The sequence below is a fragment of the Pseudomonas granadensis genome, assembly GCF_900105485.1.
GTDB lineage: Bacteria > Pseudomonadota > Gammaproteobacteria > Pseudomonadales > Pseudomonadaceae > Aquipseudomonas > Aquipseudomonas granadensis.
Window position 1 is genome coordinate 1,009,789 of the sequence record NZ_LT629778.1, and the last position, 23,643, is coordinate 1,033,431.

28 protein-coding genes are annotated in these 23,643 nt (G+C 59.6%); 19 read left to right on the forward strand and 9 right to left on the reverse strand.

Translation table 11 applies throughout. The annotated features are described in order from the left end of the window. Positions 1-110: 110 nt before the first annotated feature. The 13 genes from BLU52_RS04350 to recX all read left to right on the forward strand — a co-directional run bounded on the left by BLU52_RS04350 (position 111) and on the right by recX (position 9,374). Entirely contained in the window at positions 111-1,148 is a 1,038-nt protein-coding gene (locus BLU52_RS04350) for a phage tail protein (RefSeq protein ID WP_090282054.1), read from the forward strand. Positions 1,149-1,189: 41 nt separating this feature from the next. Continuing rightward, a complete protein-coding gene (locus BLU52_RS04355; protein ID WP_090282055.1) occupies positions 1,190-1,774 on the forward strand; it encodes a tail fiber assembly protein in 585 nt (194 codons plus the stop codon). An 85-nt stretch (positions 1,775-1,859) separates the two neighbouring features. Continuing rightward, entirely contained in the window at positions 1,860-2,786 is a 927-nt protein-coding gene (locus BLU52_RS04360; protein WP_090282056.1) for a hypothetical protein, read from the forward strand. Further along, the gene (locus BLU52_RS04365; RefSeq protein ID WP_090282057.1) at positions 2,786-3,253 is read left to right on the forward strand and encodes a phage tail assembly chaperone; all 468 of its coding nucleotides are present in this window, start codon (positions 2,786-2,788) and stop codon (positions 3,251-3,253) included. The genes BLU52_RS04360 and BLU52_RS04365 overlap by 1 nt, the downstream gene beginning before the upstream one ends. A 39-nt stretch (positions 3,254-3,292) precedes the next feature. Further along, complete coding sequence (locus tag BLU52_RS04370) at positions 3,293-4,189, forward strand: gp53-like domain-containing protein (RefSeq protein WP_090282058.1); 897 nt, start codon at positions 3,293-3,295, stop codon at positions 4,187-4,189. Then, a complete protein-coding gene (locus BLU52_RS04375) occupies positions 4,190-4,636 on the forward strand; it encodes a tail fiber assembly protein (RefSeq protein WP_090282059.1) in 447 nt (148 codons plus the stop codon). It abuts the gene before it with no gap. A gap of 17 nt (positions 4,637-4,653) precedes the next feature. Further along, positions 4,654-5,856 carry a carbohydrate-binding protein CenC gene (locus BLU52_RS04380; protein ID WP_090282060.1) on the forward strand — a complete coding sequence of 401 codons (1,203 nt, stop codon included), beginning with the start codon at positions 4,654-4,656 and terminating at the stop codon, positions 5,854-5,856. 11 nt (positions 5,857-5,867) lie between these two features. Next, positions 5,868-6,086 (forward strand): hypothetical protein, encoded by a 219-nt coding sequence (locus BLU52_RS04385; RefSeq protein ID WP_090282061.1) that lies wholly within the window; start codon positions 5,868-5,870, stop codon positions 6,084-6,086. Positions 6,087-6,120: 34 nt separating this feature from the next. After that, complete coding sequence (locus BLU52_RS04390; RefSeq protein ID WP_090282062.1) at positions 6,121-6,687, forward strand: glycoside hydrolase family 19 protein; 567 nt, start codon at positions 6,121-6,123, stop codon at positions 6,685-6,687. Continuing rightward, the gene (locus BLU52_RS04395) at positions 6,666-7,184 is read left to right on the forward strand and encodes a lysis system i-spanin subunit Rz (RefSeq protein ID WP_090282063.1); all 519 of its coding nucleotides are present in this window, start codon (positions 6,666-6,668) and stop codon (positions 7,182-7,184) included. Before BLU52_RS04390 ends, BLU52_RS04395 begins: the two co-directional genes overlap by 22 nt. A gap of 68 nt (positions 7,185-7,252) precedes the next feature. After that, positions 7,253-7,753 (forward strand): CinA family protein, encoded by a 501-nt coding sequence (locus tag BLU52_RS04400; protein ID WP_090282064.1) that lies wholly within the window; start codon positions 7,253-7,255, stop codon positions 7,751-7,753. 83 nt (positions 7,754-7,836) lie between these two features. Then, positions 7,837-8,895: a recombinase RecA gene (gene recA / locus BLU52_RS04405; protein ID WP_090282065.1), complete on the forward strand. Its 1,059-nt coding sequence runs from the start codon at positions 7,837-7,839 to the stop codon at positions 8,893-8,895. An 8-nt stretch (positions 8,896-8,903) separates the two neighbouring features. Continuing rightward, positions 8,904-9,374, forward strand: coding sequence for a recombination regulator RecX (recX, locus tag BLU52_RS04410; protein ID WP_090282066.1), 471 nt, complete (start codon positions 8,904-8,906; stop codon positions 9,372-9,374). Positions 9,375-9,430: 56 nt separating this feature from the next. Here the strand turns inward: recX and BLU52_RS04415 are convergent, their stop codons facing one another. After that, a complete protein-coding gene (locus tag BLU52_RS04415) occupies positions 9,431-10,549 on the reverse strand; it encodes an LOG family protein (protein WP_090282067.1) in 1,119 nt (372 codons plus the stop codon). Positions 10,550-10,880: 331 nt separating this feature from the next. Between BLU52_RS04415 and BLU52_RS04420 the strand changes: the two genes are divergently transcribed. Further along, positions 10,881-11,075 (forward strand): hypothetical protein, encoded by a 195-nt coding sequence (locus BLU52_RS04420; RefSeq protein WP_090282068.1) that lies wholly within the window; start codon positions 10,881-10,883, stop codon positions 11,073-11,075. On the opposite strand, the gene BLU52_RS04425 is transcribed toward BLU52_RS04420, so the two are convergent. Continuing rightward, positions 11,076-11,501 carry a PA3611 family quorum-sensing-regulated virulence factor gene (locus BLU52_RS04425; protein ID WP_007908738.1) on the reverse strand — a complete coding sequence of 142 codons (426 nt, stop codon included), beginning with the start codon at positions 11,499-11,501 and terminating at the stop codon, positions 11,076-11,078. A gap of 189 nt (positions 11,502-11,690) precedes the next feature. Between BLU52_RS04425 and BLU52_RS04430 the strand changes: the two genes are divergently transcribed. The 3 genes from BLU52_RS04430 (at position 11,691) to BLU52_RS04440 (ending at position 13,747) form a co-directional block, all read left to right on the forward strand. Beyond that, a complete protein-coding gene (locus BLU52_RS04430; RefSeq protein ID WP_090282069.1) occupies positions 11,691-12,437 on the forward strand; it encodes a tRNA-uridine aminocarboxypropyltransferase in 747 nt (248 codons plus the stop codon). A gap of 222 nt (positions 12,438-12,659) precedes the next feature. After that, complete coding sequence (erdR, locus tag BLU52_RS04435) at positions 12,660-13,310, forward strand: response regulator transcription factor ErdR (RefSeq protein ID WP_090282070.1); 651 nt, start codon at positions 12,660-12,662, stop codon at positions 13,308-13,310. Positions 13,311-13,384: 74 nt separating this feature from the next. After that, positions 13,385-13,747 carry a diacylglycerol kinase gene (locus BLU52_RS04440; protein ID WP_090282071.1) on the forward strand — a complete coding sequence of 121 codons (363 nt, stop codon included), beginning with the start codon at positions 13,385-13,387 and terminating at the stop codon, positions 13,745-13,747. Here BLU52_RS04440 and BLU52_RS04445 read toward each other — a convergent pair. Continuing rightward, entirely contained in the window at positions 13,744-14,670 is a 927-nt protein-coding gene (locus BLU52_RS04445; protein ID WP_090282072.1) for a LysR family transcriptional regulator, read from the reverse strand. The genes BLU52_RS04440 and BLU52_RS04445 overlap by 4 nt on opposite strands. 133 nt (positions 14,671-14,803) lie before the next feature. Here BLU52_RS04445 and fpr point away from each other — a divergent pair, with 133 nt between their 5' ends. Next, positions 14,804-15,583, forward strand: a complete 780-nt coding sequence (fpr, locus tag BLU52_RS04450; protein ID WP_007908723.1) for a ferredoxin-NADP reductase — start codon at positions 14,804-14,806, stop codon at positions 15,581-15,583. A gap of 158 nt (positions 15,584-15,741) precedes the next feature. Here fpr and tsaA read toward each other — a convergent pair whose 3' ends face one another. From tsaA to rimO, 6 genes are all read right to left on the reverse strand, one after another. Next, entirely contained in the window at positions 15,742-16,440 is a 699-nt protein-coding gene (tsaA, locus tag BLU52_RS04455; protein ID WP_090282073.1) for a tRNA (N6-threonylcarbamoyladenosine(37)-N6)-methyltransferase TrmO, read from the reverse strand. Between the two features lie 183 nt (positions 16,441-16,623). Continuing rightward, complete coding sequence (locus BLU52_RS04460; RefSeq protein WP_090282074.1) at positions 16,624-17,394, reverse strand: SDR family oxidoreductase; 771 nt, start codon at positions 17,392-17,394, stop codon at positions 16,624-16,626. Between the two features lie 190 nt (positions 17,395-17,584). Further along, complete coding sequence (locus BLU52_RS04465; RefSeq protein WP_090282075.1) at positions 17,585-18,052, reverse strand: YehS family protein; 468 nt, start codon at positions 18,050-18,052, stop codon at positions 17,585-17,587. 70 nt (positions 18,053-18,122) lie between these two features. Continuing rightward, complete coding sequence (locus BLU52_RS04470; RefSeq protein ID WP_090282076.1) at positions 18,123-18,833, reverse strand: rRNA pseudouridine synthase; 711 nt, start codon at positions 18,831-18,833, stop codon at positions 18,123-18,125. Between the two features lie 190 nt (positions 18,834-19,023). Further along, the gene (locus BLU52_RS04475; protein ID WP_090282077.1) at positions 19,024-19,497 is read right to left on the reverse strand and encodes a GNAT family N-acetyltransferase; all 474 of its coding nucleotides are present in this window, start codon (positions 19,495-19,497) and stop codon (positions 19,024-19,026) included. A 336-nt stretch (positions 19,498-19,833) separates the two neighbouring features. Further along, positions 19,834-21,171, reverse strand: a complete 1,338-nt coding sequence (rimO, locus tag BLU52_RS04480; protein ID WP_041478077.1) for a 30S ribosomal protein S12 methylthiotransferase RimO — start codon at positions 21,169-21,171, stop codon at positions 19,834-19,836. 508 nt (positions 21,172-21,679) lie between these two features. Here rimO and BLU52_RS04490 point away from each other — a divergent pair. Further along, positions 21,680-23,521, forward strand: a complete 1,842-nt coding sequence (locus BLU52_RS04490; RefSeq protein WP_408003555.1) for a potassium transporter Kup — start codon at positions 21,680-21,682, stop codon at positions 23,519-23,521. Positions 23,522-23,643: the final 122 nt, after the last annotated feature.

Genomic DNA, 23,643 nt, shown 5'->3' on the forward strand with positions numbered 1-23,643 from the left:
CGACGTCACCCAAGCCCACAATCAACGTGGGCTTTTTTTATTTCGCACAGGCCGCCATGGCGACCGGCCCGACGCGGTTCATTTGTCATTTACCAGAGAACCAGTAATCCATGGACTATCCAAAAAGCGTCCCCAGCGTCGGCCTGGTCGATGGCCGTTTCGTTGATGAGAACCCGGTGGCAGGCACGCCGGGTTCACTTATTCCCGCCGTTTGGGGCAATGCGGTCACGGAGGAGCTGCTCAACGTTGTCACCGGTGCGGGACTGACGCCTGCCGAAGGGGACAATCGGCAGTTGCTCAAAGCCTTGCAAGCCCTCTTGGCATTGGCCAGTCCGATGGGCACGTCAGTGATCAGTGTGTCGGACTCCCACGCGTTGGCGGCAAATGAGCTCGGTCTGGTACTGGTCAATGCGGGCAGTGGTGCGACCACCATCAGCCTGCCGCCATCGGACCGCGCGTTGGGGGTCCGTGACGCCATTGTGCGTCGGGTCGACAACTCGACGTCGCGCCTGGTGGTGCGAGCTTCGGGCACCGACAAAATCAGATTTCATACCCATCTGGTCGCTGCCGGCTATCCGTTTTTCGTGCTGATGGGTTCGGGGGACTGGTGGCATCTGCGCAGTGACGGCGCGGGCAACTGGTGGCCGATCGGACGGTTCGACGGCACACCATTGGGTCGGGCTGTATTCGAGACAACTACGCTGCTCAACCCCGGCGGATACGGTCCGCTTAACGGGGCGGTGTTCAGTCGCAGCGACTGGCCATGGTTGTGGGATCACGCGCAGCAGTCCGGCGCGCTGACCGCCGAGGCCGCAAGAGTCGGGGCCGAAGGAGGCTGGACCAGTGGCGACGGCACGTTGACCTTTCGCGGGCCGGAAGGTCGCGGTGAGTTCATTCGATTGAGCGACGAGGGTCGAGGCGTGGATGCCGGTCGTTCGATCGGCAGTTGGCAGGTAGACATGTTCCGCTCCCATCGCCATGAACTCAAAAGCGACTTGCTGGGCGTACCGCTGGTGTCGGCACAGAACGCGGCACCTGATGCCTTGTTCAACCAAGCCAACATCAGTCTCGGCTTCACCGAAAACACCGGTGGAATTGAAACCCGTCCGCGCAACACGGCTTATCCAGGCCGGATAAAACTTATTTGAGGCCCGCTTGCGGCTTCTTTCATCAGCAAAGGAATTCAACAATGGATTACTACTACGTAGTAGACGAAACCAACCAGATCCTCACCGGCCCGATCGACTTGCCAGTGACGCCGGGCATCGGCGTTCAGATACCCGGTAATGTGATTGTGCTGACGGAGCTGTTGCCGACTCCCGAGGTCGGTTATGTCTGGGTTTGGCGTAATGCACAGGCCTCGCAATTGATCGACCTGCGCAACCGGTTCGTCTATCGCAAGGACAATGGCAACTATGTCTACTGGAGCGAACTGGGCCCGCTGCCTGATTATCTGACGGTCAAGGCACGGCCAAACAGCTACTACTTCTGGAAGGATGACGACTGGGTATTGGACATCGAAGCCGAGCGTGCAGGCTTGGCAGCGCAAGCCGATAGTGAACGCGACAACCGTCTGCGTGAGGTGATCATTCGCGTCGCACCATTGCAATATGCCTATGACGTGGGTGAGGCCACCGCTGAGCAGTCGGCTTCGCTGCAAGCCTGGAAACGCTACGCCCTGAACCTGGCGCGTATCGAGCTGCAAGCGGATTATCCATCGGTCGTTGAGTGGCCGACCGCACCGGCCAGATTCGTGAATTCGCCGACCGTTTAATACGCGACTTACTCACTGAAATACTGACAGGCGGCCTTGTGCTGCCGGCATTCGGCTGCCTGTAAAACTGAAAAAAGGTTCTGACGTGGACTATCCAAGAACTATTCCCGGCGTGGGCCTCGTCGACGGCGGCTTCGTCGATGAAAACCCGCTCGCCGGAACACCGGGATCGTTGATTCCCGCAGCGTGGGGCAACAGCGTCACGCAGGAAATTCTCAACGCGATCAAGGCTGCCGGATTGACCCCGGATGAAGCCAAAACCGATCAACTGGCCACAGCCATCGGCGCCCTCGTTGATTTCACCAGACTGAAAAATACCCCAACCACGTTGGCTGGTTATGGCATCACCGATGCGGTGGGGCGGTTGCTGGCAGTCCGGCAGATCGAGACGGTTGGGATCACGGTTTACAAGCCCAACCCGAGGGCCAGTCGCATTCGTGTGCGTCTGGTAGGTGCCGGTGGTTCGGGCGGCGGCTGTGCACCGGTGGTAGCGGGTTATCACAGTATCGGCGGTGGCGGTGGCGGTGGCGCCTATGGCGAGAGTTTGTATGACGTGAGCGCGGAAATGATGGCCGGCGTACCGGTTTCACTGGGAGCAGGTGGCGCTTCACGTAACGCGATGGGGCAGGCCGGTGGTGGTGCTTCTTTTGGCAGCTACATGAGCGCAGCGGGAGGCATGGGTGGGCAAATCCTGACCTTCCCCGTGACAGCCACGGCAGTCGGCTTCGTCCAGGGTGGCGCCGGAGGGCAAGCCGTGACGGGTGGAAACCTGGCTAACGCACGTGGAATTGGCGGTGGTTATGCCATGTACAACGCCAATTGGGGCGTATTGGCCGGCGGCGGTGGGGCGAGTCCGTTTGATGGCGGCGGCCCGTTGATGGGCCTTAGTGGCCCCGGCACCTCAGGGAATCGAGGCTCGGGTGGCAGTGGTTCTTGTTCGACCAGTGCGTCCGCCTCTGTTCTTAGCGGTGTCGGCGGTAATGCCTTCTGTGAAATCTGGGAGTACGAGTAATGGCCCGTTATGCACGGCTGGAAAACGGTGTCGCGGTCGAGCTGATCGATACCGGTGAGTACGCAATCACTCAACTGTATGCACCGGCTTTTGTCGAGGCGATGGTGCAGGTGCCGGAGGGCATGCACGTTGAGATCGGCGCACCCGTCAGTGAATTGCGCCACGAGGTCGAGCCGTTACCGGTCACGGGCAACCCTGTCGTCATTCCGGTAACTGTCGTCGAGGAGCAAGCGCCTTTGACAGCAGCACGCACCTGGCGTCAGTCCAGCCTGTCGGCTACGGAATGGTGGGTGACGCGGCATCGCGACGAGCAGGCGCTGGGGCGTGGGACAACGCTCAAGCCCGCTCAGTATCTGCAGTTGCTGGAATACCGCCAGGCACTGCGTGACTGGCCTGATTCAAGCCAGTTTCCTTCGTCAGTTTCCCGGCCCTCGGCCCCCGATTGGCTCGCCGCTGATGCTGGCTAACGCCATCAGGTTGTGTGTTTTCAGATCAGGAGATGAGTAATGGATTATCCAAAAAGTGTGCCCAGTGCGGGCCTGATGGACGGCAAGTTTGTCGATGAGGATCCGGTAGCGGGTAAACCGGGATCGTTGATTCCGGCGAGTTGGGGGAACGGCGTCACGCAGGAATTGCTGAAGGTCATCCAGGCTGCCGGTCTTACGCCTACAGAGTCCGCCAATGATCAGCTGTTAGGGGCTTTACGCAGTACCAAGTTATTTGTGACTGCGCCGCAATTTGACAGTGGCAAATCGGTTGCTACGACTGAATTCGTAACCCGAACAGGTTTGCAGTTTTCCGGTTTCGTGTCCTATGGAGTGAGCACCGTTCTGAGTGCTGCCAATATCGGTGGAGTCGCCAGCTTCGCGAATAACTCGCCGATCACAGCGACGTTGCCTTCAACCAACGGAATTGCTCACGCCAGTACCCTTCACGTGATCAATGCGGGCACCGGTATTTTGACGATCAGTCCGGCAGCCAATGAACAGATCGAAACCTGTAATGGCACATTCGGACCGCTGAAGCTGGATCTTGGTGATTCCGCTTATCTGATCAAGCTGAGCAATCAGTGGCGATTGTATGGGGGATCGGTCAGCGACAGGTACGCCACAGCGCATTCCGGTGTCGTAGGCAACGTCGGTTATCAACGCTATCCCAGCGGTAACATCGACCAGTGGGGTGTTGGCACCACGGATGCCAAAGGCGACGTTATTGTCAGCTTTCCTATCTCTTTTCCCAACGCGTTTTCATCGATCGTGGCCATCCACTCGGGGGGCGATGGCGCGATGGTTACCATGTACTCCAACTCTGCGACGAAACAGGGCTGCCGGCTGAAGGTGCGAAGCTACACCGGTGACGTCAGTGCGAACTGGGGTGTTTTTTACCTTGCAAAGGGCTACTGAATGAATCCGTTCAATATTTTGTTCAGCGCCAGTACCCGGGGCGCCTATGTACCGGGTATCAATTCGTCGGACATTCCCGACGACGTTATCGAAATTCCTCAGGGGTACTGGATCTCGTTGCTGCAGCAGATGGCGGTCATCCCGAAAGTGATTGGTGTGCGTGCCGATACCGGCTATCCGGTTCTGGTCGATCCACCGCCGCCTTCACCGGATGAAGCTGCTGACATCGAGCGCTTGTGGCGTGCAGCGCAACTCGCCGCCACCGACGGCCTGGTCGCACGCGACCGCGACGAACTGGAGGACGGCGGCGGCACGACATTGACCACCGAGCAATACGCCGAACTGCAAACGTATCGACGAGCGTTGCGCGAGTGGCCGCAAGGCTCATTCTTCCCGTTCAGTGAGCATCGGCCGGTGGCACCGCGCTGGCTGGCTGCCGCGCTTTAAATCATCAGGGACGTGATATGGATTATCCGAAAAGCATTCCGGGCTCAGGTCTGGAAAACGGCAGGTTTGTCGACGAAGACCCGATAGCAGGAAAGCCGGGGTCGCTGATTCCGGCAAGCTGGGGCAACAGTGTTACCCAGGAAATTCTCAATGCAATTACAGCCGCTGGCCTGACGCCTGACGAAGAACAGACCGATCAATTGGCCCACGCCATTCGACAGCTTTCCAGACCTGACCCGTTGCAACAATTCCCGGTGCAGGTCTATCGCAGGAATTTGTTGATCAACGGTGATTTCCGGATCTGGCAGCGTGGCACAACCAACCAGGGGCCCAATACCGGCGGCTATGTGGCGGACCGATTTCGCTGCGACTGGAACGGTAATGCGGGCGTGAGCATCACTCGTCAGAACTTTGCTCTCGGGCAAGGCGAGGTCTCCGATGAGCCGGCCTGCTTCCTGCGCTGGCAGCAAACCGCTGCGGGCGCGGGCGCGACCGTTCACAAAATCTCCCAGAATATCGAGTCGGTCAGAACGCTCGCGGGTAAAACCGCGACGTTGACGTTTTGGGCCCGATCCGATGCCGCGCGATCATTACAAGTAACCATTGCGCAACAATTCGGCGCGGGCGGATCGGCCCCCGTTGGCAAGCTGGTCGATGCGTTTCAATTGAGCACGGCATGGACTCGCTACACCGCAACGTTCCAGGTTCCTGCCATTGCCGGGAAGATGCAAGGCAGCGGCGACTGCCTGATATTGGCGTTCGACTTGCCTCTCAACGTTCTGCAAACGGTGGACCTGGCACAGGTTCAATTGGAGGAGGGTCCGGTATCCACTCCCTTTGAACATCGGTCCATCGCGCAAGAGCTGGCGTTGTGTCAGCGCTACTACGAAAAGTCTTTCGCGTCCGGGCTGCCGATCAAAGCCAACAATGGCACCAATACCTGTATCTCGACCTTCACCCAGGTCCCGGCAGGAAACACCGGCCAATACGGGATGACGATCGGCTTTCTGGTGCAGAAAAGAGTTCAGCCGACGGTTACCGCCTATTGCCCGGCAGACAGCAGTAATCAGGTATGGAATCAAACAATCAGCAAGGCTTGCACCGGTACACTTCTTCAGGGCGTAACCGATCGTAGTGTTTCTTTTGCCACTGTCACGCCGGTCGGCAGCGCACCGGGGCAGACCTTGCAACTTGAATGGACAGCGGACGCTGAAATCTAGGAGCGACATTCATGGCTTATCAACTCAGCGCCTGCGGCGTGCTGCGCCTGGCTGACTGTGCATTTATCCCCGAGGAACCCGGCAATCGCGACTGGCTGGAATTTCAACAATGGCAGCTATCGGGGGGGCAGGTGCTGCCGGTGGATGGAGTACCCGCAGAAACTGGCGCGACCGGAACCCTGAAAACTCTGGCAAATAAATGGTTGGCACGCAGCAACCGCCAGCCATGATTCAATCGGGGCAATCCAGGGAGGATCAAGCATTATGCAAATAACCGAAAACAACCTTATCGACATCATGCCCGACGCCCGCTCCCAAGCGGGCGTTTTTGTTTCTGCACTGAACAACGCCATGGCGCGTCGTCGCATCGACTCGCCCAAGCGCATTGCCGCGTTTCTTGCGCAGATCGGCCACGAGTCGGGACAGTTGCGTTACGTGCGCGAACTGGGCAACAACCAGTACCTGAGCAAATACGACACGGGTACGTTGGCATTGCGTCTGGGCAACACGCCGGAGGCTGACGGTGACGGGCAGATGTATCGCGGCCGCGGCCTGATCCAGATCACCGGCCGCAGCAACTATCGCCAGTGCAGCCTTGGGTTGTTCGGCGATGAACGCCTGTTGTCCCTGCCCGAACTGCTTGAGCAGCCACAGTGGGCGGCCGAGTCTGCGGCATGGTTTTGGGAACAGAAGGGCCTGAATGAGCTGGCCGATCGTGATCAGTTCAACATCATCACCCGACGCATAAACGGCGGGTTGAACGGTTTGCAGGATCGACTGGAAATCTGGGCGCGGGCGAGGGCGGTGCTATGCCAATCCCCTGGCGAGTGATTGGCATTGTATGGCTGGCCGCCGGTGCTTTTGCGGCGGCCTGGCAGTTTCAGGACTGGCGTTACGGGCGGCAACTGGCGGAGCAGTCACGGTTGAACGCTGAAGCCGTCAATCAACAGAATCTCGCCGCCGCCACCGCGCACCAGGCCGAACAAGATAAACGCCTGGCACTGGAGCAGCGGCTCGCGAGCAGTGAACAAACCCATTTTCGAGCGCTGAGCGATGCCCAACGTGATCAGGATCGCCTGCGCGATCGTCTTGCTACTGCCGATGTGCGCCTGTCAGTCCTTCTCGACGCCAGCGACGTTGCCCCAGGCTGCAACGTGCCAGCCACCGCCGGCGCCGGCCGCGTGGATCATGCAGCCGTACGCGCCCGACTTGACCCGGCGCATGCTCAACGAATTGTCGCCATCACCGACACCGGCGACCGCGGATTGATTGCCTTGCAGGCCTGTCAGGCCTATGTCAGAGCGCTGGCGCCTGCACATTTTGAATGATTCTGTGTAGTGAAGATGCAACCGGCTCGTGTACGGTGGTACGCATTCCACACGATCCGGAGTGCGCCGTGAAAGAGATCACCCAACTGGCCGCCGAACTTGGCCGTCGTCTGCAAGTGCTCAATGCTCATGTGACTACTGCCGAGTCCTGTACCGGTGGCGGTATCGCCGAAGCAATTACCCGGGTTCCAGGGAGTTCGGCGTGGTTCGAGGCCGGTTACGTGACCTACTCCAACCGGCAGAAGACCCAGCAGCTGAATGTGCCGGCCGAGCTGTTCGAGACGGTGGGCGCGGTCAGTCGCGAGGTGGTCGATGCGATGGCGCGTGGTGCACAGGACAAAAGCCTGGCGCGTTTTGCCGTGGCGGTCAGCGGTGTGGCCGGGCCGGACGGCGGCTCGCCGAACAAACCGGTCGGCACGGTGTGGCTGGCATGGGGAGTGGGCGATGCGATTTTCAGCGAGGTTCAGCACTTCCCCGGCAACCGCGACGAGGTCCGCCGACAAACGGTGAAGGCCGCGCTAGAGGGGCTGTTGCGACTAGCGGCACGAGAAATCGAAAATCAGGGGTAGGCGATCTTCGAACGCTGTGGAATAATACTGGCTACTTATACAGGTGTTGGCCGTCAGGCCTTATTGATTACGTGAGGACTTTAATGGACGACAACAAGAAGAAAGCCTTGGCTGCGGCCCTGGGTCAGATCGAACGTCAATTCGGCAAGGGTGCCGTAATGCGTATGGGCGATCAGGACCGTCAGGCGATCCCGGCCATCTCCACTGGCTCTCTGGGTCTGGACATTGCACTCGGCATCGGCGGCCTGCCAAAAGGTCGTATCGTTGAAATCTACGGCCCTGAATCTTCCGGTAAAACCACGCTGACGCTGTCGGTGATCGCCCAGGCGCAAAAAGCCGGTGCGACCTGCGCATTCGTCGATGCCGAACACGCCCTCGATCCAGAGTACGCCGGCAAGCTGGGCGTCAACGTTGATGACCTGCTGGTTTCCCAGCCGGACACCGGCGAACAGGCACTGGAAATCACCGACATGCTGGTGCGCTCCAACGCCGTTGACGTGATCATCGTCGACTCCGTGGCTGCGCTGGTGCCGAAGGCTGAAATCGAAGGCGAAATGGGTGACATGCACGTGGGCCTGCAAGCCCGTCTGATGTCCCAGGCGCTGCGTAAGATCACCGGTAACATCAAGAACGCCAACTGCCTGGTGATCTTCATCAACCAGATCCGCATGAAGATCGGCGTGATGTTCGGTAGCCCGGAAACCACCACCGGTGGTAACGCTCTGAAATTCTACGCCTCGGTTCGTCTCGACATCCGCCGTACTGGCGCGGTGAAAGAAGGCGATGAAGTGGTCGGCAGCGAAACCCGCGTCAAGGTTGTGAAGAACAAAGTCGCTTCGCCGTTCCGTCAGGCTGAATTCCAGATTCTCTACGGCAAGGGCATCTACCTCAACGGCGAGATGATCGACCTGGGCGTACTGCACGGGTTCGTTGAAAAATCCGGCGCCTGGTATGCCTACGAAGGCACCAAGATCGGTCAGGGCAAGGCCAACTCGGCCAAGTTCCTGGCGGACAACCCGGAAATCGCCGCGAAGCTCGAGAAGCAACTGCGTGACAAGCTGCTGTCGCCAGCAGTGATTGCCGACTCCAAGGCTTCCGCTGTCAAGGAAACCGAAGACGATCTGGCTGACGCTGATATCTGATAGCAGCGATGACCACCGTCGTACTCGATACACTCGTCGCAGTGCGACGAACCGCGATGGACCTGCTCGCACGGCGCGAGCATGGTCGAGTCGAGCTGACGCGCAAGTTGCGCCAGCGCGGCGCTGAAGCGGAAATGATCGAAACAGCCCTCGACCGATTGACGGAAGAGGGTCTGCTTTCCGAAGCCCGTTACCTCGAAAGCTTTGTTTCCTATCGTGCCCGTTCCGGCTATGGCCCTTTGCGGATTCGTGAGGAGCTTAGCCAGCGCGGTCTGCAGCGTGCCGATATCGAACTGGCCCTGCGCGACAGCGGTATCAACTGGCAGGAGCAACTTCAGGAAACCTGGCGGCGCAAGTTCTCCGGACATTTACCGATTGATGCGAAAGAACGGGCCAAACAAGGCCGGTTCCTGGCCTATCGGGGATTTTCGATGGAGATGATCAACCGCTTGTTCAGCGGTCGAGGGATGGACGATTAGAACGATTCAATAAAAAACGGCCCGCTATGAAAATAGCGGGCCGTTTTTTTTTGCCTTCAAATTGCCTTTGAGGGCTCCCGGCTGCGCTGAGCGGTTTGTGGTTGAGAATGAGCCCAGTTTTCCGGCAGGTTTATATAGTCAATCAATTCCCTCAGACGGCCATGGGTGCGAGCGTTGAAGGCGAACGCCAGCCGTGCCAAATGGCTGAATTGAGCGTCATCATGTTCCTCGCCGGCATAGGCGTGTTGATGAAACCGGTCGCTCAGGCACAGGTCGGCAAAGGCGTCCTGCATGTGTTCCAGTGCCTGATCGCTGAGCTGGTGATTCATGCGGATCACAAACTGGCGCTTGAGCCAGCGGCTGGAGTGGAAGTTGCTGTAGAACTGATTGATCTGCTCCACCGCCTCGTCAACGCTGAAGACCAACCGCATCAACTTCATGTCGGTTGGCAGGATGTATCGGTTGGCCTCCAGTTGCTGGCAAATGAAATCCATTGCGCCCTGCCAGAATGTGCCGCCCGGTGTATCGAGCAATACCACTGGGACCAAGGGGCTCTTGCCTGTCTGGATCAGCGTCAGCACTTCCAGTGCTTCATCCAGTGTGCCAAAACCGCCCGGACATAAAACCAGCGCGTCAGCTTCCTTGACGAAGAACAGTTTGCGAGTGAAGAAGAAGTGGAACGGCAGCAGATTGCCGGTGCCGTCCACGGTCGGGTTGGCGTGTTGTTCGAAGGGCAAGGTAATGTTGAAACCGAGGCTGTGGTCACGACCGGCCCCTTCGTGGGCCGCGGCCATGATGCCGCCACCGGCGCCGGTGATCACCATCATGTCGGAGCGCGCCAGTGCGGCGCCGAGCTCACGCGCCATTGCGTACAAAGGATGTTCAAGCGGCGTGCGGGCCGAGCCGAATACCGTGACCTTGCGCCGCCCCTTGAATTGTTCGAGCACGCGGAAAGCCTGTTCCAGTTCGCGCAGAGCCTGCAGAGTGATCTTGGCGTTCCAGCGGTTGTGGTCGTCCTGGGCCATGCGCAGCACGGTGAGGATCATGTCGCGGTAGATCGGAATGTTCGGGCTGTTGGGGGAAACACGGTTGAGTTGTTCTTCGACCTTGCTGATGAGATCGGGGCCGCTTTCCTGAAAATGACGACTCAAGAGGTCATTCGGTTGGTAAGGCATTCAATGTCTCCTTTGTGCACAGAGCGGGTGGCCCTGACGAGCGGCGTCAGTGCCGCGCTGCAAAAACGCACCTCTGGGCAGTTCCTTGGCTGCCGTCAACAGATGATCGGGAATACTCTGAATCTAGACCTTCGCGCGGCATTACGCTGTGACTTCTTTTGTAAGCAGCCGAGAATGGCTCAGCGCGAAGCGCTACCGCTCATCCGAGCGCTTACCGAGCAATCAGCCCTCTGATTAACTGATTTACAGGCGTTATGCGACAACTTCGCGGCGATCAGTACGCAAGTGACAGGCTATTGAAGGATTTGCAGGTGACAAGGAGGCGGGACAGATGGCCAGAGTAGTACTGGAAATCGATACGCAGCTGTATCGAATGTTACTGGCAGCGGCCGAGACCAGTCAGATCAGTCTCGAAGAGGAGTGTTGCCGTGGTCTGGCGGGCGGCGAGTGCCGTTCTCAATATCTGCAGGCCTTGCTGGCCGAATTGCGCGCCGAGGATGAACAGCGGCGCGCCAATTCGCGGTGATTACTTCTTCTTCGCCGGAGCGGCTTTCGGGCAGTCGGATTCCTGATAGCTCGCCGAGCCGATCGCCTTGTTGGTTTTCACTTCAGTGAAGTCGTAACGCATGATCGCGCCCTTGGCCATCAGCTTGCGGTACGACGGGTTGTTGCACACCGAAGCGCCCAACTGAAAGTACACGGCTTTAGGATCAGCGCGCATTTTGTCGGCGTGGCTCTTTTGCACGCTCAGGTGATTGATCAACTGAGTGCCTTCAACGGTGTAGCCCTGATCGAGAATGTCTTCATTGATTGCCCGAGGCGTGCCGACGCTGCTCTGGGCGGCGACATTGCGCAGCTCTCTGTTCAGATTCTGCTCACTCAGGGACGCCGCCTGAGCGGTGAAGGACGACGCCAGCAGAATGGCAGCGGTGGGAACGATAAGGCGCAGCATGAAACTCTCCTGGTTCAGTGACTGGTGGTTCGACCCGTCACGTGACTGTGCGTTCAGTGGCGGCGAATTATAGGGGAGCCGGTCGGGAGGGTACAGGCTTGTGCCTCTTGCTCTGGTAAACTGCCGGCCTTTATTGCCCTGCCGAGTGTTGTTCGTGTCGAGTTTCCCTGCCTGCCGACGTTGCCTGCGATGAACCATGCCCCCAACGCCGTAGCCCGCTTGCGCGATCAGCGTGAAGATGAAGGCATCAAGCCGATTCAGGCCCGGGGCTTTCGCTCCGAGCGCTGCCGCGACTGCCGGGTGATCATCAGCCATTGCCTGTGCGCCTGGCGGCCGACTGTCGAAACCCGTTCGGGCGTGTGCCTGATCATGACCGGTAAAGAGGTGTTCAAACCCAGCAACACCGGTTGGCTGATTGCCGATGTGGTGCGCGACAACCATGCGTTCATCTGGTCGCGCACCGAGCCAGACCCGCAGTTGCTGGCATTGCTCAACGATCCGCAATGGCAGCCGTATCTGGTGTTCCCGGGCGAGTATGTCGAGCCGTCGCGAGTGACCAACACCGTCGCCGCCGATAGCCGCAAGCGCCCGCTGTTCATTCTGCTGGATGCGACCTGGACCGAAGCGCGAAAGATTTTCCGCAAGAGTCCGTATTTCGATCAGCTGCCGATCTTGAGCCTGTTGCCCGACAAACTCTCGCGCTACCGCTTGCGCCGCTCGACCCGCAGCGAGCATCTGTGCACCGCAGAAGTGGCAGCGCTGTGCCTGGAACTGGCCGGTGATGCGGATGCCGCTTCGGCGCTGGACGCGTATTTCGACGTGTTCAGCCAGCATTACCTCGGCGCAAAACAGCAACTGGACAAGAACGAGTCAACGCCGGCTCATGCCGAGTTGCAACGCTATATACCAAAGCCGCAGGCGGAGTTGGCGCAATAGTGGCCCATACTGTACGAGCCAGCGGCCGTGCTGCTTGACCACCCTGTCTTCGCTGGGCATGCTTGGCGCCGTTCTGGGTGCGGCCAAGTTTTGAAACGCCGTGTTTGCTGTTGATTGGCGTTGAACGTGCCCCTGTGGATATCGCTTGCGAGCGGCATCTCGAGTTGCTTTGGTCTGGCCGGAATGCCCCGGCCGGCCATCAAAAACAGGATCATTTGAAAAATGGCCACATACGACATCCTGATTGCCGATGATCACCCGCTGTTTCGCAGCGCCCTGCATCAAGCGGTGACGCTGGGCCTCGGCCCGGACGTGCGGCTGGTGGAAGTCGCAAGCATCGCCGAGCTGGAAACCCGCCTCACCGAAAAAGCCGACTGGGATCTGGTCCTGCTGGACCTGAACATGCCCGGCGCCTACGGTTTTTCCGGATTGGTCTTGCTGCGCGGGCAATACCCCCAGATTCCGGTAGTGATGGTCTCAGCCCAGGAAGAAGCTTCGGTGATGGTCAAATCCCGCGAGTTCGGCGCCAGCGGCTTTATCCCCAAGTCCAGCGATCTGAGCGTGATTCAGCAAGCCGTGCGCAAAGTCCTCGACGGCGATGTGTTCTGGCCGCCGCAAGCGTTCGAAGCGGTGAGCGTGTCCGACGAAGCCAAAGCCGCCAGCGATGGCCTCGCCAGCCTGACACCGCAGCAGTTTCGCGTATTGACCATGGTCTGCGAAGGCCTGCTGAACAAGCAGATTGCCTATGAGCTGAGTGTGTCGGAGGCGACCATCAAGGCCCACGTCACGGCGATCTTTCGCAAACTGAATGTGCGCACGCGCACGCAAGCGGCGTTACTGCTGCAACAACTTGAGTCAATTCCGAGCCAGTGATCGCTGGCGGTTTCACGCTTTTTTGACTTTCGTTGATCTAGCTTCCCCACTCCTTTTTGGTTGGTCTCTTCCATATGTCACCTTTCAAGGGCCAGACCGGCCTGAAACGTATTCTCAACGCCTCCGGTTATTCGCTCGACGGCCTGCGCGCGGCGTTTACCGGCGAAGCGGCGTTTCGCCAATTGGTGTTGCTCAATGTCGTGCTGGTCCCGTTGACCTTCTTTCTCAATGTCAGCCGTGTCGAACAAGCCGTATTGATCGCCGTATGCCTGCTGGCACTGATCGTGGAACTGTTGAACTCGGCGGTGGAAGCGGCCATTGACCGCATCTCGCTGGAACTGCACCCGCTGTCGAAGAACGCCAAGGACATGGGCAGTGCTGCGCAGTTCGTGGCATTGAGCATGATCGCGTTGGTGTGGGCGGTGATTCTGCTTTAAGCGATGGTCGGCAAAACGATCTCGTCGCTGCGCTGCACCCCGGCGGTAAACGCGCGGCACAGTTCGAGAAACTCGCGCATGGCCGAGGTCTGGTATTTCTGCTTGTGCCAGATGAAGTAAAACTGCCGGGCCAGATCCAGGTCCGGCGTTTCCACCGGCACCAGGCTGCCACGACGAAACGCGTCACGCAGCGCCAGACGTGAAATGCAGCCAATCCCCAATCCCGATTCCACCGCGCGCTTGATCGCTTCGGTGTGCTCCAGCTCGAGACGGATATTCAGCGCACTGCGATGGTGACGCATGGCCTGATCGAAGGTCAGTCGTGTGCCGGAGCCCTGTTCACGCAGAATCCACGCCTCGTGGGTCAGCTCTTCCATGCTCGCGCTGCCACGTTGCGCCAGCGGATGCTGCGGCGCGCAGAAGACCACCAGCTCATCCTCGACCCAGCTCTGCACTTCGATGTCCGCGTGACTGCAATCGCCTTCGATCAGACCCAGATCAATTTCATAATGCGCGACTTGTTGCACGATATTGGCAGTGTTTTGCACGTGCAGCTTCACCTGACTTTCCGGGTGGCGTTGCATGAAGCTGCCGATCAGCAGGGTGGCCAGATAGTTGCCAATGGTCAGCGTCGCCCCCACTGATAAAGAGCCGAAACCGGATTTACCGTTGAGCAGATCCTCGATTTCCTTGGCCTGATCGAGCAAAGCCACCGCTTGCGGCAATAGCTGTTTGCCCAGGGCGTTGAGGCTCAGGCGTTTGCCGGCGCGATCGAACAGCTGGCAGCTGGACTGGCGCTCCAGTTCGGTGATCGACGTGCTGGCCGCCGACTGCGAGAGGTTGAGCAGACCCGCAGCACGGGATACGCTTTCCTGCTGGGCGACGGCGACGAAGACTTGCAGTTGACGGAGAGTAAATCGCATATCGATATAACCGATAACCCTTATCTTAATAATCCAGTTAACAGATATTGTCGTCGCTATTAGAATGCGATGCAATTGCGCGCTATGGCCTTGGTGGGCCTGCGCAGACCCAATCTCCAGGAGTCAAACGTACATGAGCAACATGAACCACGAGCGTGTCCTCAGTGTTCATCACTGGAACGACACTCTGTTCAGCTTCAAGTGCACCCGCGATCCGGGTCTGCGCTTCGAGAACGGTCAGTTCGTGATGATCGGCCTGCAGCAGCCCAACGGCCGCCCGCTTATGCGCGCTTACTCGATCGCCAGCCCGAACTGGGAAGAGCATCTGGAATTCTTCAGCATCAAGGTGCAGGACGGCCCGCTGACCTCTCAGTTGCAGCATCTGAAGGAAGGCGACGAGATCATCATCTCGAAGAAGCCTACCGGCACCCTGGTTCTTGATGACCTGAACCCGGGCAAGCACTTGTACCTGCTCAGCACCGGCACCGGCCTGGCGCCGTTCATGAGCGTGATCCAGGACCCGGAAACCTACGAGCGCTTTGAAAAAGTGATCCTGGTTCACGGCGTGCGTTACGTCAACGAAGTCGCCTACCGCGAATTCATTACCGAGCACCTGCCGCAGAACGAGTTCTTCGGCGAAGCGCTGCGTGACAAGCTGATCTACTACCCGACCGTGACCCGCGAGCCGTTCGAGAATCAGGGCCGTCTGACTGACTTGATGCGCAGCGGCAAGCTGTTCAGCGACATCGGCCTGCCACCGATCAACCCGCAGGACGACCGCGCAATGATCTGCGGCAGCCCGAGCATGCTCGATGAGACCAGCGAAGTGCTCGACAGCTTCGGCCTGAAGATCTCGGCGCGGATGCGCGAGCCGGGTGATTACCTGATCGAACGCGCGTTCGTCGAGAAGTAAATACATCCCTGTAGGAGTGAGCCTGCTCGCGATAGGGCCCTGTCAGTCGACATCTGACGTGACTGGTCCACCGCAATCGCGAGCAGGCGAAGGCCTACAGAAAAGCAAAAAGCCCGCGTTGCCTGAGAAGGCAGCGCGGGCTTTTTCGTTTCTGGGGTTTAAGCTGACGCCGGGATCACTTCCAGCACGCAAATCCGCTCAGGCGTCGGATAATGCCAGCGCACATCCAGATCCCAAAACTGCGCACCGTACTCACGGTCCGGCGCCGGGGTCTGATAGGCCGGGCGCGGATCCTGCGCCAGGCATTGCTCGATCAGCTCAACCAACGGCTCGCCGAGGCGCTGCGCATGGGTATGCGCCTGTTGCAGCGCTGAATCCGTCCACCGCACTTCGATCAACGGCGGCGCGGCGCTGGCGATGCTGTTGGCGGCGCCCGGAATGATATCGGCGTAAGGCACATACGGTTTGATGTCGAGCACCGGTGTGCCGTCGAGCAGATCGATGCCGGAAATGAACAGCCGATTGGCTTCGACCCTGTCGAGTTTCACCACCGATTGGCCAATGCCGTTTGGCCGGTGTGTGGCGCGGGTGGCGAACACGCCCATCGACTTGTTGCCGCCCAGCCGTGGCGGACGGACTTTCAGCCGCGGTTTGTCTTCCAGCGCTTGGTGAAACAGGAACAGCAGCCAGACGTGGCTGACGTGTTCCAGCCCCTGCACCGCGTCACCCTGATCGAACGGCGCGACCAGCTCCAGCACGCCACGGGCGGCGGGGGCCAGCTGTGGCTGGCGGGGGATGGCGAATTTCTCCTTGAAGCAGGAGCGCACGAAGCCGATGGGGGAGACGCTGTAAGTCATGGTTTGCAATCGAAGCGGGGCGGGGTGGGCATGATAACCCGGCTCGCTTCAAGTCTGGTGGCGGCTGGGCTTCCGCTATCGCGAGCAGGCTCACTCCTACAGGGATTTTCAGTGAACGCAAATTTTTGTGTACACCCATGACCTGTAGGAGTGAGCCTGCTCGCGATAGCTTCATCGCCGATGTCAGAGGCTGAACCCTCCGTCCAGCGGAATAATGTTCCCGGTCATATAAGCCCCCGCCGTACTCGCCAGGCTGATCGCCAACGCCGCCATCTCTTCCTCTCGTCCCCAGCGCTTCATCGGAATCAGGGCGGTGTCCTCGGCCAGCGCCTGCTCATCATTGCCGATATGCTGGGTCATCTTGCTCGGAAACCGCCCCGGTGCGATCACGTTGACGTTGATGTGCTGGCTGACCAGTTCCCGCGCCAGAATTCGCGATAACTGGTGCAGCGCCGCTTTACTCGGCCCGTAGGCATACGCCTGCTCGCCAAACGAAGAAATCCCCGCCACCGAGCCGATGTTGATGATTCGCGCCGGATTCGCCGCCGAGCCGGCCTTGCGCAGCAAAGGCAGGAACTGCTGGATGCAACTGAACACCGACGTCACGTTGAGTTGCATGACCTTCTCCCAGCCCTTGACCGGGTAACTCTCCAGCGGCGCGCCCCAGGTCGTGCCGGCGTTGTTCACCAGAATGTCCAGATGGGTGATCTGCTCGGCCAGGCGCGCAGCCAGTTCCTGCACACCTTCCTCGGTCGCCAGATTCGCCGCCACGCCATGGCATTTGCCCAAGGCGCCGAGTTCTTCAGCGGTTTGATGGCAGGCTTCGGCGTCGCGCGAGCAGACGTAGACACGGGCGCCAGCCTCGACAAAGGCTTTGGCGATCATCTTGCCGATACCACGGGTGCCGCCGGTTACCAGAGCGGTGCGGCCTTGCAAGGAAAAGTAGGGATGCATGGCAAATCCTGAAGATTGGGGTTGAGTACACCCTAGTCGTCAGCCGCGCAAAGCGGAGCCACTATTTTCGGGGGGAATGGGGGGCCATGCGGCCAGCTTCGAGTTGCAAGCGGCAAGCGGCAAGTTAAAAACACTACTCCGCCGTGCCGCTTCTAGCTTCTAGCTTGAGGCTTGCAGCTTGCAGCAGCTTTTAGGCTCTCACGCGCAGCGTGAGCCCTTTGAGGAAATTGCGCAGCAACTGGTCGCCACACGGGCGGTAGTTGGTGTGGCCGACCTTGCGGAACAGCGCGCTCAGCTCAGGCTTGGATACCGGAAATTCGGCGGCCTTGAGGATCGCATGCATGTCGTCTTCTTTCAGCTCGAAGGCCACGCGCAGCTTTTTCAGGATGATGTTGTTGGTCACCGGCACTTCGATTGGTTGCGGCGGACGGCTTTCGTCCTTCCCGCGCTTGAAGATCACCAGGCCGTCGAGGAAGTGCGCGATGACTTCGTCCGGGCAGCGCACGAAACCTTCTTCGTCTTCTTCTTTCTTGTCGAGCCAGGTCACTACGTCGGCGAGGGTCACGTCCAGGCCGCCGAGTTTGATGATCTCGACGACTTTCTTGTCGCTGATGTCGAGCATGTAGCGCACGCTGCGCAGTACGTCGTTGTGAACCATGTCGGTATTCCTGATGCGTTGTGGGCAGCGCTCACGGGCGCTACCGAAATGTGTGGCGGTGGGGGAAGCGTCAGAACTTCTCTTTGCCGGACAGGTAGCGCCATTGGCCGACCGGGACCTTGCCGATCGACACGCCGCCGATGCGGATGCGACGGATGCCGACGACCTTCAGGCCGACCGCTTCGCAGAACTGCGCGATGATCCCCGGTTGCGGGTTTTTCATGGCGAAGCGCAGGCGATTTTCGTTCTGCCAGCTGGCCTTGACCGGCGGCAGTTCCTTGCCCTTGTAGGTCAGGCCGTGCTGCAAACGATTGAGGCCATGGGCGACCATCTCACCTTCGACTTCGACCACGTATTCCTGCTCGATCTTCGCCGCGTCGGCGGTGAGCTTGCGCAGGATTTTCCAGTCCTGGGTGAACACCAGCAGGCCGCTGGCCTTGGGCTGCAGATCGGCGCTGGCGGTCAGGCGCAGGAAGTGCCCGCGAAGCGGACGTTTGCTGTAGCGATGCTCTTCGCTGAGGGTCTCGGCGCTGAGCGATTGCATGGCGGTGTCGACGTCCATGCCCGCCGGCGCGTTGAGCAGAATGGTCACGGGCTCCGGCGCGGTGGCCTTGGCGTCCTTGTCGAGCTCGACCTTCTGGTCGCCGACCTTGAATTGCGGCTCATCGATGACTTCGCCGTCCACGGTGACCCAGCCGCCCTCGATGAACAGCTCGGCCTCCCGGCGGGAGCAACCGACCAGTTCGATGAGGCGTTTGGAGAGGCGAATCGGGTCAGTCATGACAGGGCCGTAACAAAAAAGGGGTGAGCATTGTACCTGTGTGGCGCCGGTTAAGCCCGGTTCCATTTGCAGGCTGTTGGCAAATCCTGTGGGAGCCAGCCTGCTGGCGATGGCATCAGCGCGGTGTATCTGACTGACCGCAGCGCCTGCATCGCCAGCAGGCTGGCTCCCACAGTGGTTTCAGGGTGAGTCAGCCGTTACTGGAGCGCTGTTGATTCTGTCGCAAACGCATGTGCAGCAGCGGATACGGCTGGCCCATGCCATCGACCTCCGAGCGGCCGATCACCTCGAAACCCTGTTTCTCATAGAACCGCAGGGCCTGCGGATTCTGTTCGTTCACGTCGAGTTCATCGGCGTTCAGGTGCTGCATGGCGTAATTCAGCAGTTTCTTGCCCAGCCCTTGGCCGCGATAATCGGGGTCGATGAACAGCATCTCGATCTTGCCCGCCGCCACACCGGCAAACCCGGTGATGCGCTGCTGAGGGTCTTTTGTGCAGATCAGCATGACCGCATCGAGATAGCGGGTGAGCACCAGGTTGCGCAAAAGCTCGATGTAGCTGTCCGGCAGAAAATCATGGGTCGCACGGACCGAGGCCTCCCAGACCCGGGTCAGTTCCTGATAATCGCTGAGTTTCGGCGTGTGGATGACCGAATGGTGACGCATGTGCGTGAGCCTCTTGTACGTTTCAAGGGAGTCCGTCCCCCGCTAAACGATAGCCGCAAAAAAGCCCCGCATCTCATAAAAAGAGCGGGGCTTTTTGTATTTGTTGCGGTGTCTGGCTGGATGCTTCTGTCGCCAGCAAGATCTCTCCCCCTCACCCCAACCCTCTCCCCCAGAGGGGGCGAGGGGGAAGGGAGCTGATCTTCATGCTTTTCAAAATCTGCGTTCAACCCGATATTACAGGTTGCCGCAATTCTAAAGAACAACCCGATCAGTCCCCTCTCCCATGGGAGAGGGGTAGGCGGGCGGCGTTCCGATGAGGGGCTTTTGACGTTCAGATCAGATCTGCTCAGCCCACAAATCGTATTCGTCAGCATCCGTCACCTTGCACCAGACCTTGTCGCCCGGCTTCAGGTTGCTGCCGTTGTCGATAAACACGTTACCGTCAATCTCCGGCGCATCGAAGAAGCAGCGGCCAACCGCGCCTTGCTCGTCGACTTCGTCCACCAGCACTTCGATTTCACGGCCGATGCGCATTTGCAGGCGTGCCGAACTGATCGCTTGCTGGTGCGCCATGAAACGCTCCCAACGGTCCTGCTTGACATCGTCCGGCACCACTTCCAGGTCCAGATCGTTGGCCGGAGCACCGTCCACCGGCGAGTACTGGAAGCAGCCGACGCGGTCGAGCTGCGCTTCGGTCAGCCAGTTCAACAGGTACTGGAAGTCTTCTTCGGTTTCGCCCGGGAAGCCGACGATGAAGGTCGAACGGATGATCAGGTCCGGGCAGATCTCGCGCCAGTTCTTGATCCGCGCCAGGGTCTTGTCTTCGAACGCCGGGCGTTTCATCGACTTGAGCACTTTCGGGCTGGCGTGCTGGAACGGGATGTCCAGGTACGGCAGGATCTTGCCGGCGGCCATCAGCGGGATCAGCTCGTCGACGTGCGGGTACGGATAAACGTAGTGCAGACGGACCCAGACGCCGAGGGTGCTCAGCGCTTCGCATAGCTCGGTCATGCGGGTTTTCACCGGCGCGCCGTTCCAGAAACCGGTGCGGTATTTCACGTCGACGCCGTAGGCGCTGGTGTCCTGCGAGATCACCAACAGCTCTTTGACGCCGGACTTGACCAGACGCTGGGCTTCGTCGAGCACGTCGCCAACCGGGCGGCTGACCAGTTTGCCGCGCATCGACGGGATGATGCAGAACGAACAGCTGTGGTTGCAGCCTTCGGAAATCTTCAGATACGCATAGTGACGTGGGGTCAGCTTGATGCCTTGCGGCGGCACCAGATCGATCAGCGGGTTGTGATCCTGACGCGGCGGCACCACTTCGTGCACGGCGTTGACCACTTGCTCGTACTGCTGCGGACCGGTCACGGCGAGCACGCTCGGGTGCACGTTGCGAATGTTGCCTTCTTCCACGCCCATGCAGCCGGTGACGATCACCTTGCCGTTTTCCTTGATCGCTTCACCGATCACTTCCAGCGACTCCGCCTTGGCCGAGTCGATGAAACCGCAGGTGTTGACCACCACCACGTCGGCGTCCTGGTAAGTGGACACCACGTCATAGCCTTCCATGCGCAACTGGGTCAGGATGCGCTCGGAGTCGACCAGTGCTTTCGGGCAACCCAGAGATACAAAGCCAACCTTTGGATTGGCCGGCGCAGGAGTGGTGGACATGTCTAACCTCGGTGTTTTGTGACGTCGCTGGCCACGCGCGGCAGCTGACGGATGGGCGCTTTACGTCCTGTCTCGTGAATCCGCTATTTTTTGACGAGTGACTGTTGTCGTCAGGCAAGGCGCCGCGCCGAGTCATAGCGCGCTATGGCGAGAAGCGGCAACGCAGCATGGCGACAACAGGCACCGTCAAAAAGCAGCAGTGATTCGCGAGACAGGACGTTTCGTGCGCCTCTGATCAAAAAGTGCGCAATTCTAGCGGCGGGCAACGCACTTGACCAGCTTTATGCAGGGAAATACGACGAGTGCTGCGCTATGCTTCGCGCCGTTGAGCTTTACCGATTTCTTGCAGTCAACAAAACGTCTGTAACAACAGGTAAAACAGCGCATGCTGCGCCACAAAGCATAGTGCTTCATTCGAAGAAGCCGGTATTGAGATCAGGAGTGTTGGATGGGTCAGGCAAGTAGTCATGCGGCAGGCGCCGAGGGTTCGGCCTCCAGGCCACTGAGCATGCTGGTCGCGGCGGTCGGGGTGGTTTACGGCGACATCGGCACGAGCCCGTTGTACACCCTCAAGGAAGTGTTTTCCGGCGGTTACGGCGTGCCGGTCAATCACGACGGGGTGCTCGGCATTTTGTCGTTGATCTTCTGGTCGCTGATCTGGGTCGTGTCGATCAAGTACATGATGTTCGTGCTGCGCGCCGACAACCAGGGCGAAGGCGGGATCATGGCGCTCACAGCCCTGGCACGCCGAGCGGCGGGGCATCGGCGCAAGTTGCGCTCATTGCTGGTGGTCTGCGGCCTGATCGGCGCGGCGCTGTTTTACGGCGACAGCATGATCACCCCGGCGATCTCGGTACTGTCGGCCATTGAAGGTCTGGGGCTGGCTTTCGATGGCATCGATCACTGGGTCGTGCCGCTGTCGTTGGTCGTGCTGGTCGCCTTGTTCCTGATTCAGCGCCACGGTACCGCACGCATCGGCATTCTGTTCGGGCCGATCATGGTCACCTGGTTCCTGGTGCTCAGCGCACTCGGCGTGTACGGCATCAGCCATACGCCGGAGGTGCTGCACGCGCTGAACCCGGCGTGGGCGGTGCGATTCTTCATGGTGCACACCGGCATGGGCGTGGCGATTCTCGGCGCGGTGGTGCTGGCGCTGACCGGTGCTGAAGCGCTGTACGCCGACATGGGCCACTTCGGCCGCAAGCCGATCGCCCGCGCCTGGTTTCTGCTGGTGCTGCCGGCGCTGGTGCTGAACTATTTCGGGCAGGGCGCCTTGCTGCTCGACAACCCTGACGCAGCGCGCAACCCGTTCTATCTGCTGGCGCCGAGTTGGGCGCTGATTCCGCTGGTCGGCCTGTCAACCCTGGCCACGGTGATCGCCTCGCAAGCGGTGATTTCCGGCGCGTTCTCCCTGACCCGTCAAGCGATTCAGCTCGGCTACATCCCGCGCATGTACATCCAGCACACCTCCAGCGACGAGCAGGGCCAGATCTACATCGGCGCGGTGAACTGGGCGTTGATGGTCGGCGTGGTCCTGCTGGTGATCGGTTTCGAATCCTCTGGCGCTCTAGCTTCGGCCTACGGCGTGGCAGTGACCGGCACCATGCTGATGACCACCATCCTCGTCTCCGCCGTCATGCTGCTGCTGTGGAAATGGCCACCGATTCTCGCGGTCCCGGTACTGCTGGGCTTCCTGCTGGTCGATGGCCTGTACTTCGCCGCCAACGTGCCGAAGATCATTCAGGGCGGTGCCTTCCCGGTGATCGCCGGTATCGCTTTGTTCGTGCTGATGACCACCTGGAAGCGCGGCAAGCAACTGTTGGTCGATCGCCTCGACGAAGGCGCGCTGCCGCTGCCGATCTTCATCAGCAGCATCCGCGTACAACCGCCGCATCGCGTGCAGGGCACCGCCGTTTTCCTCACCGCCCGCTCCGACGCCGTGCCGCATGCGCTGTTGCACAACCTGCTGCATAACCAGGTGCTGCACGAACAGGTGGTGTTGCTGACCGTGGTCTACGAAGACATCCCGCGCGTACCGCCATCGCGACGTTTTGAAGTTGAGGCCCACGGCGAAGGCTTCTTCCGGGTCATCCTGCACTTCGGCTTCACCGACGAGCCGGACGTGCCACAGGCACTGAAGCTGTGTCATCTGGATGAACTGGATTTCAGCCCGATGCGCACCACCTACTTCCTCAGCCGCGAAACGGTGATCGCCTCGAAACTCGAAGGCATGGCGCGTTGGCGCGAGGCGTTGTTTGCGTTCATGTTGAAGAATGCCAATGGCAATTTGCGGTTCTTTAATTTGCCGTTGAATCGGGTGATTGAGCTGGGGACGCAGGTGGAGATGTAAACCTCGCCTCAACTGATAAGCCTCCGTCGGCCTTTTGGCTGGCGGGGGCTTTTTTGTGCATGCGCATAGATTTTCAAACCACTGCAAATCCCCTGTGGGAGCTAGCCTGCTAGCGATGGCTG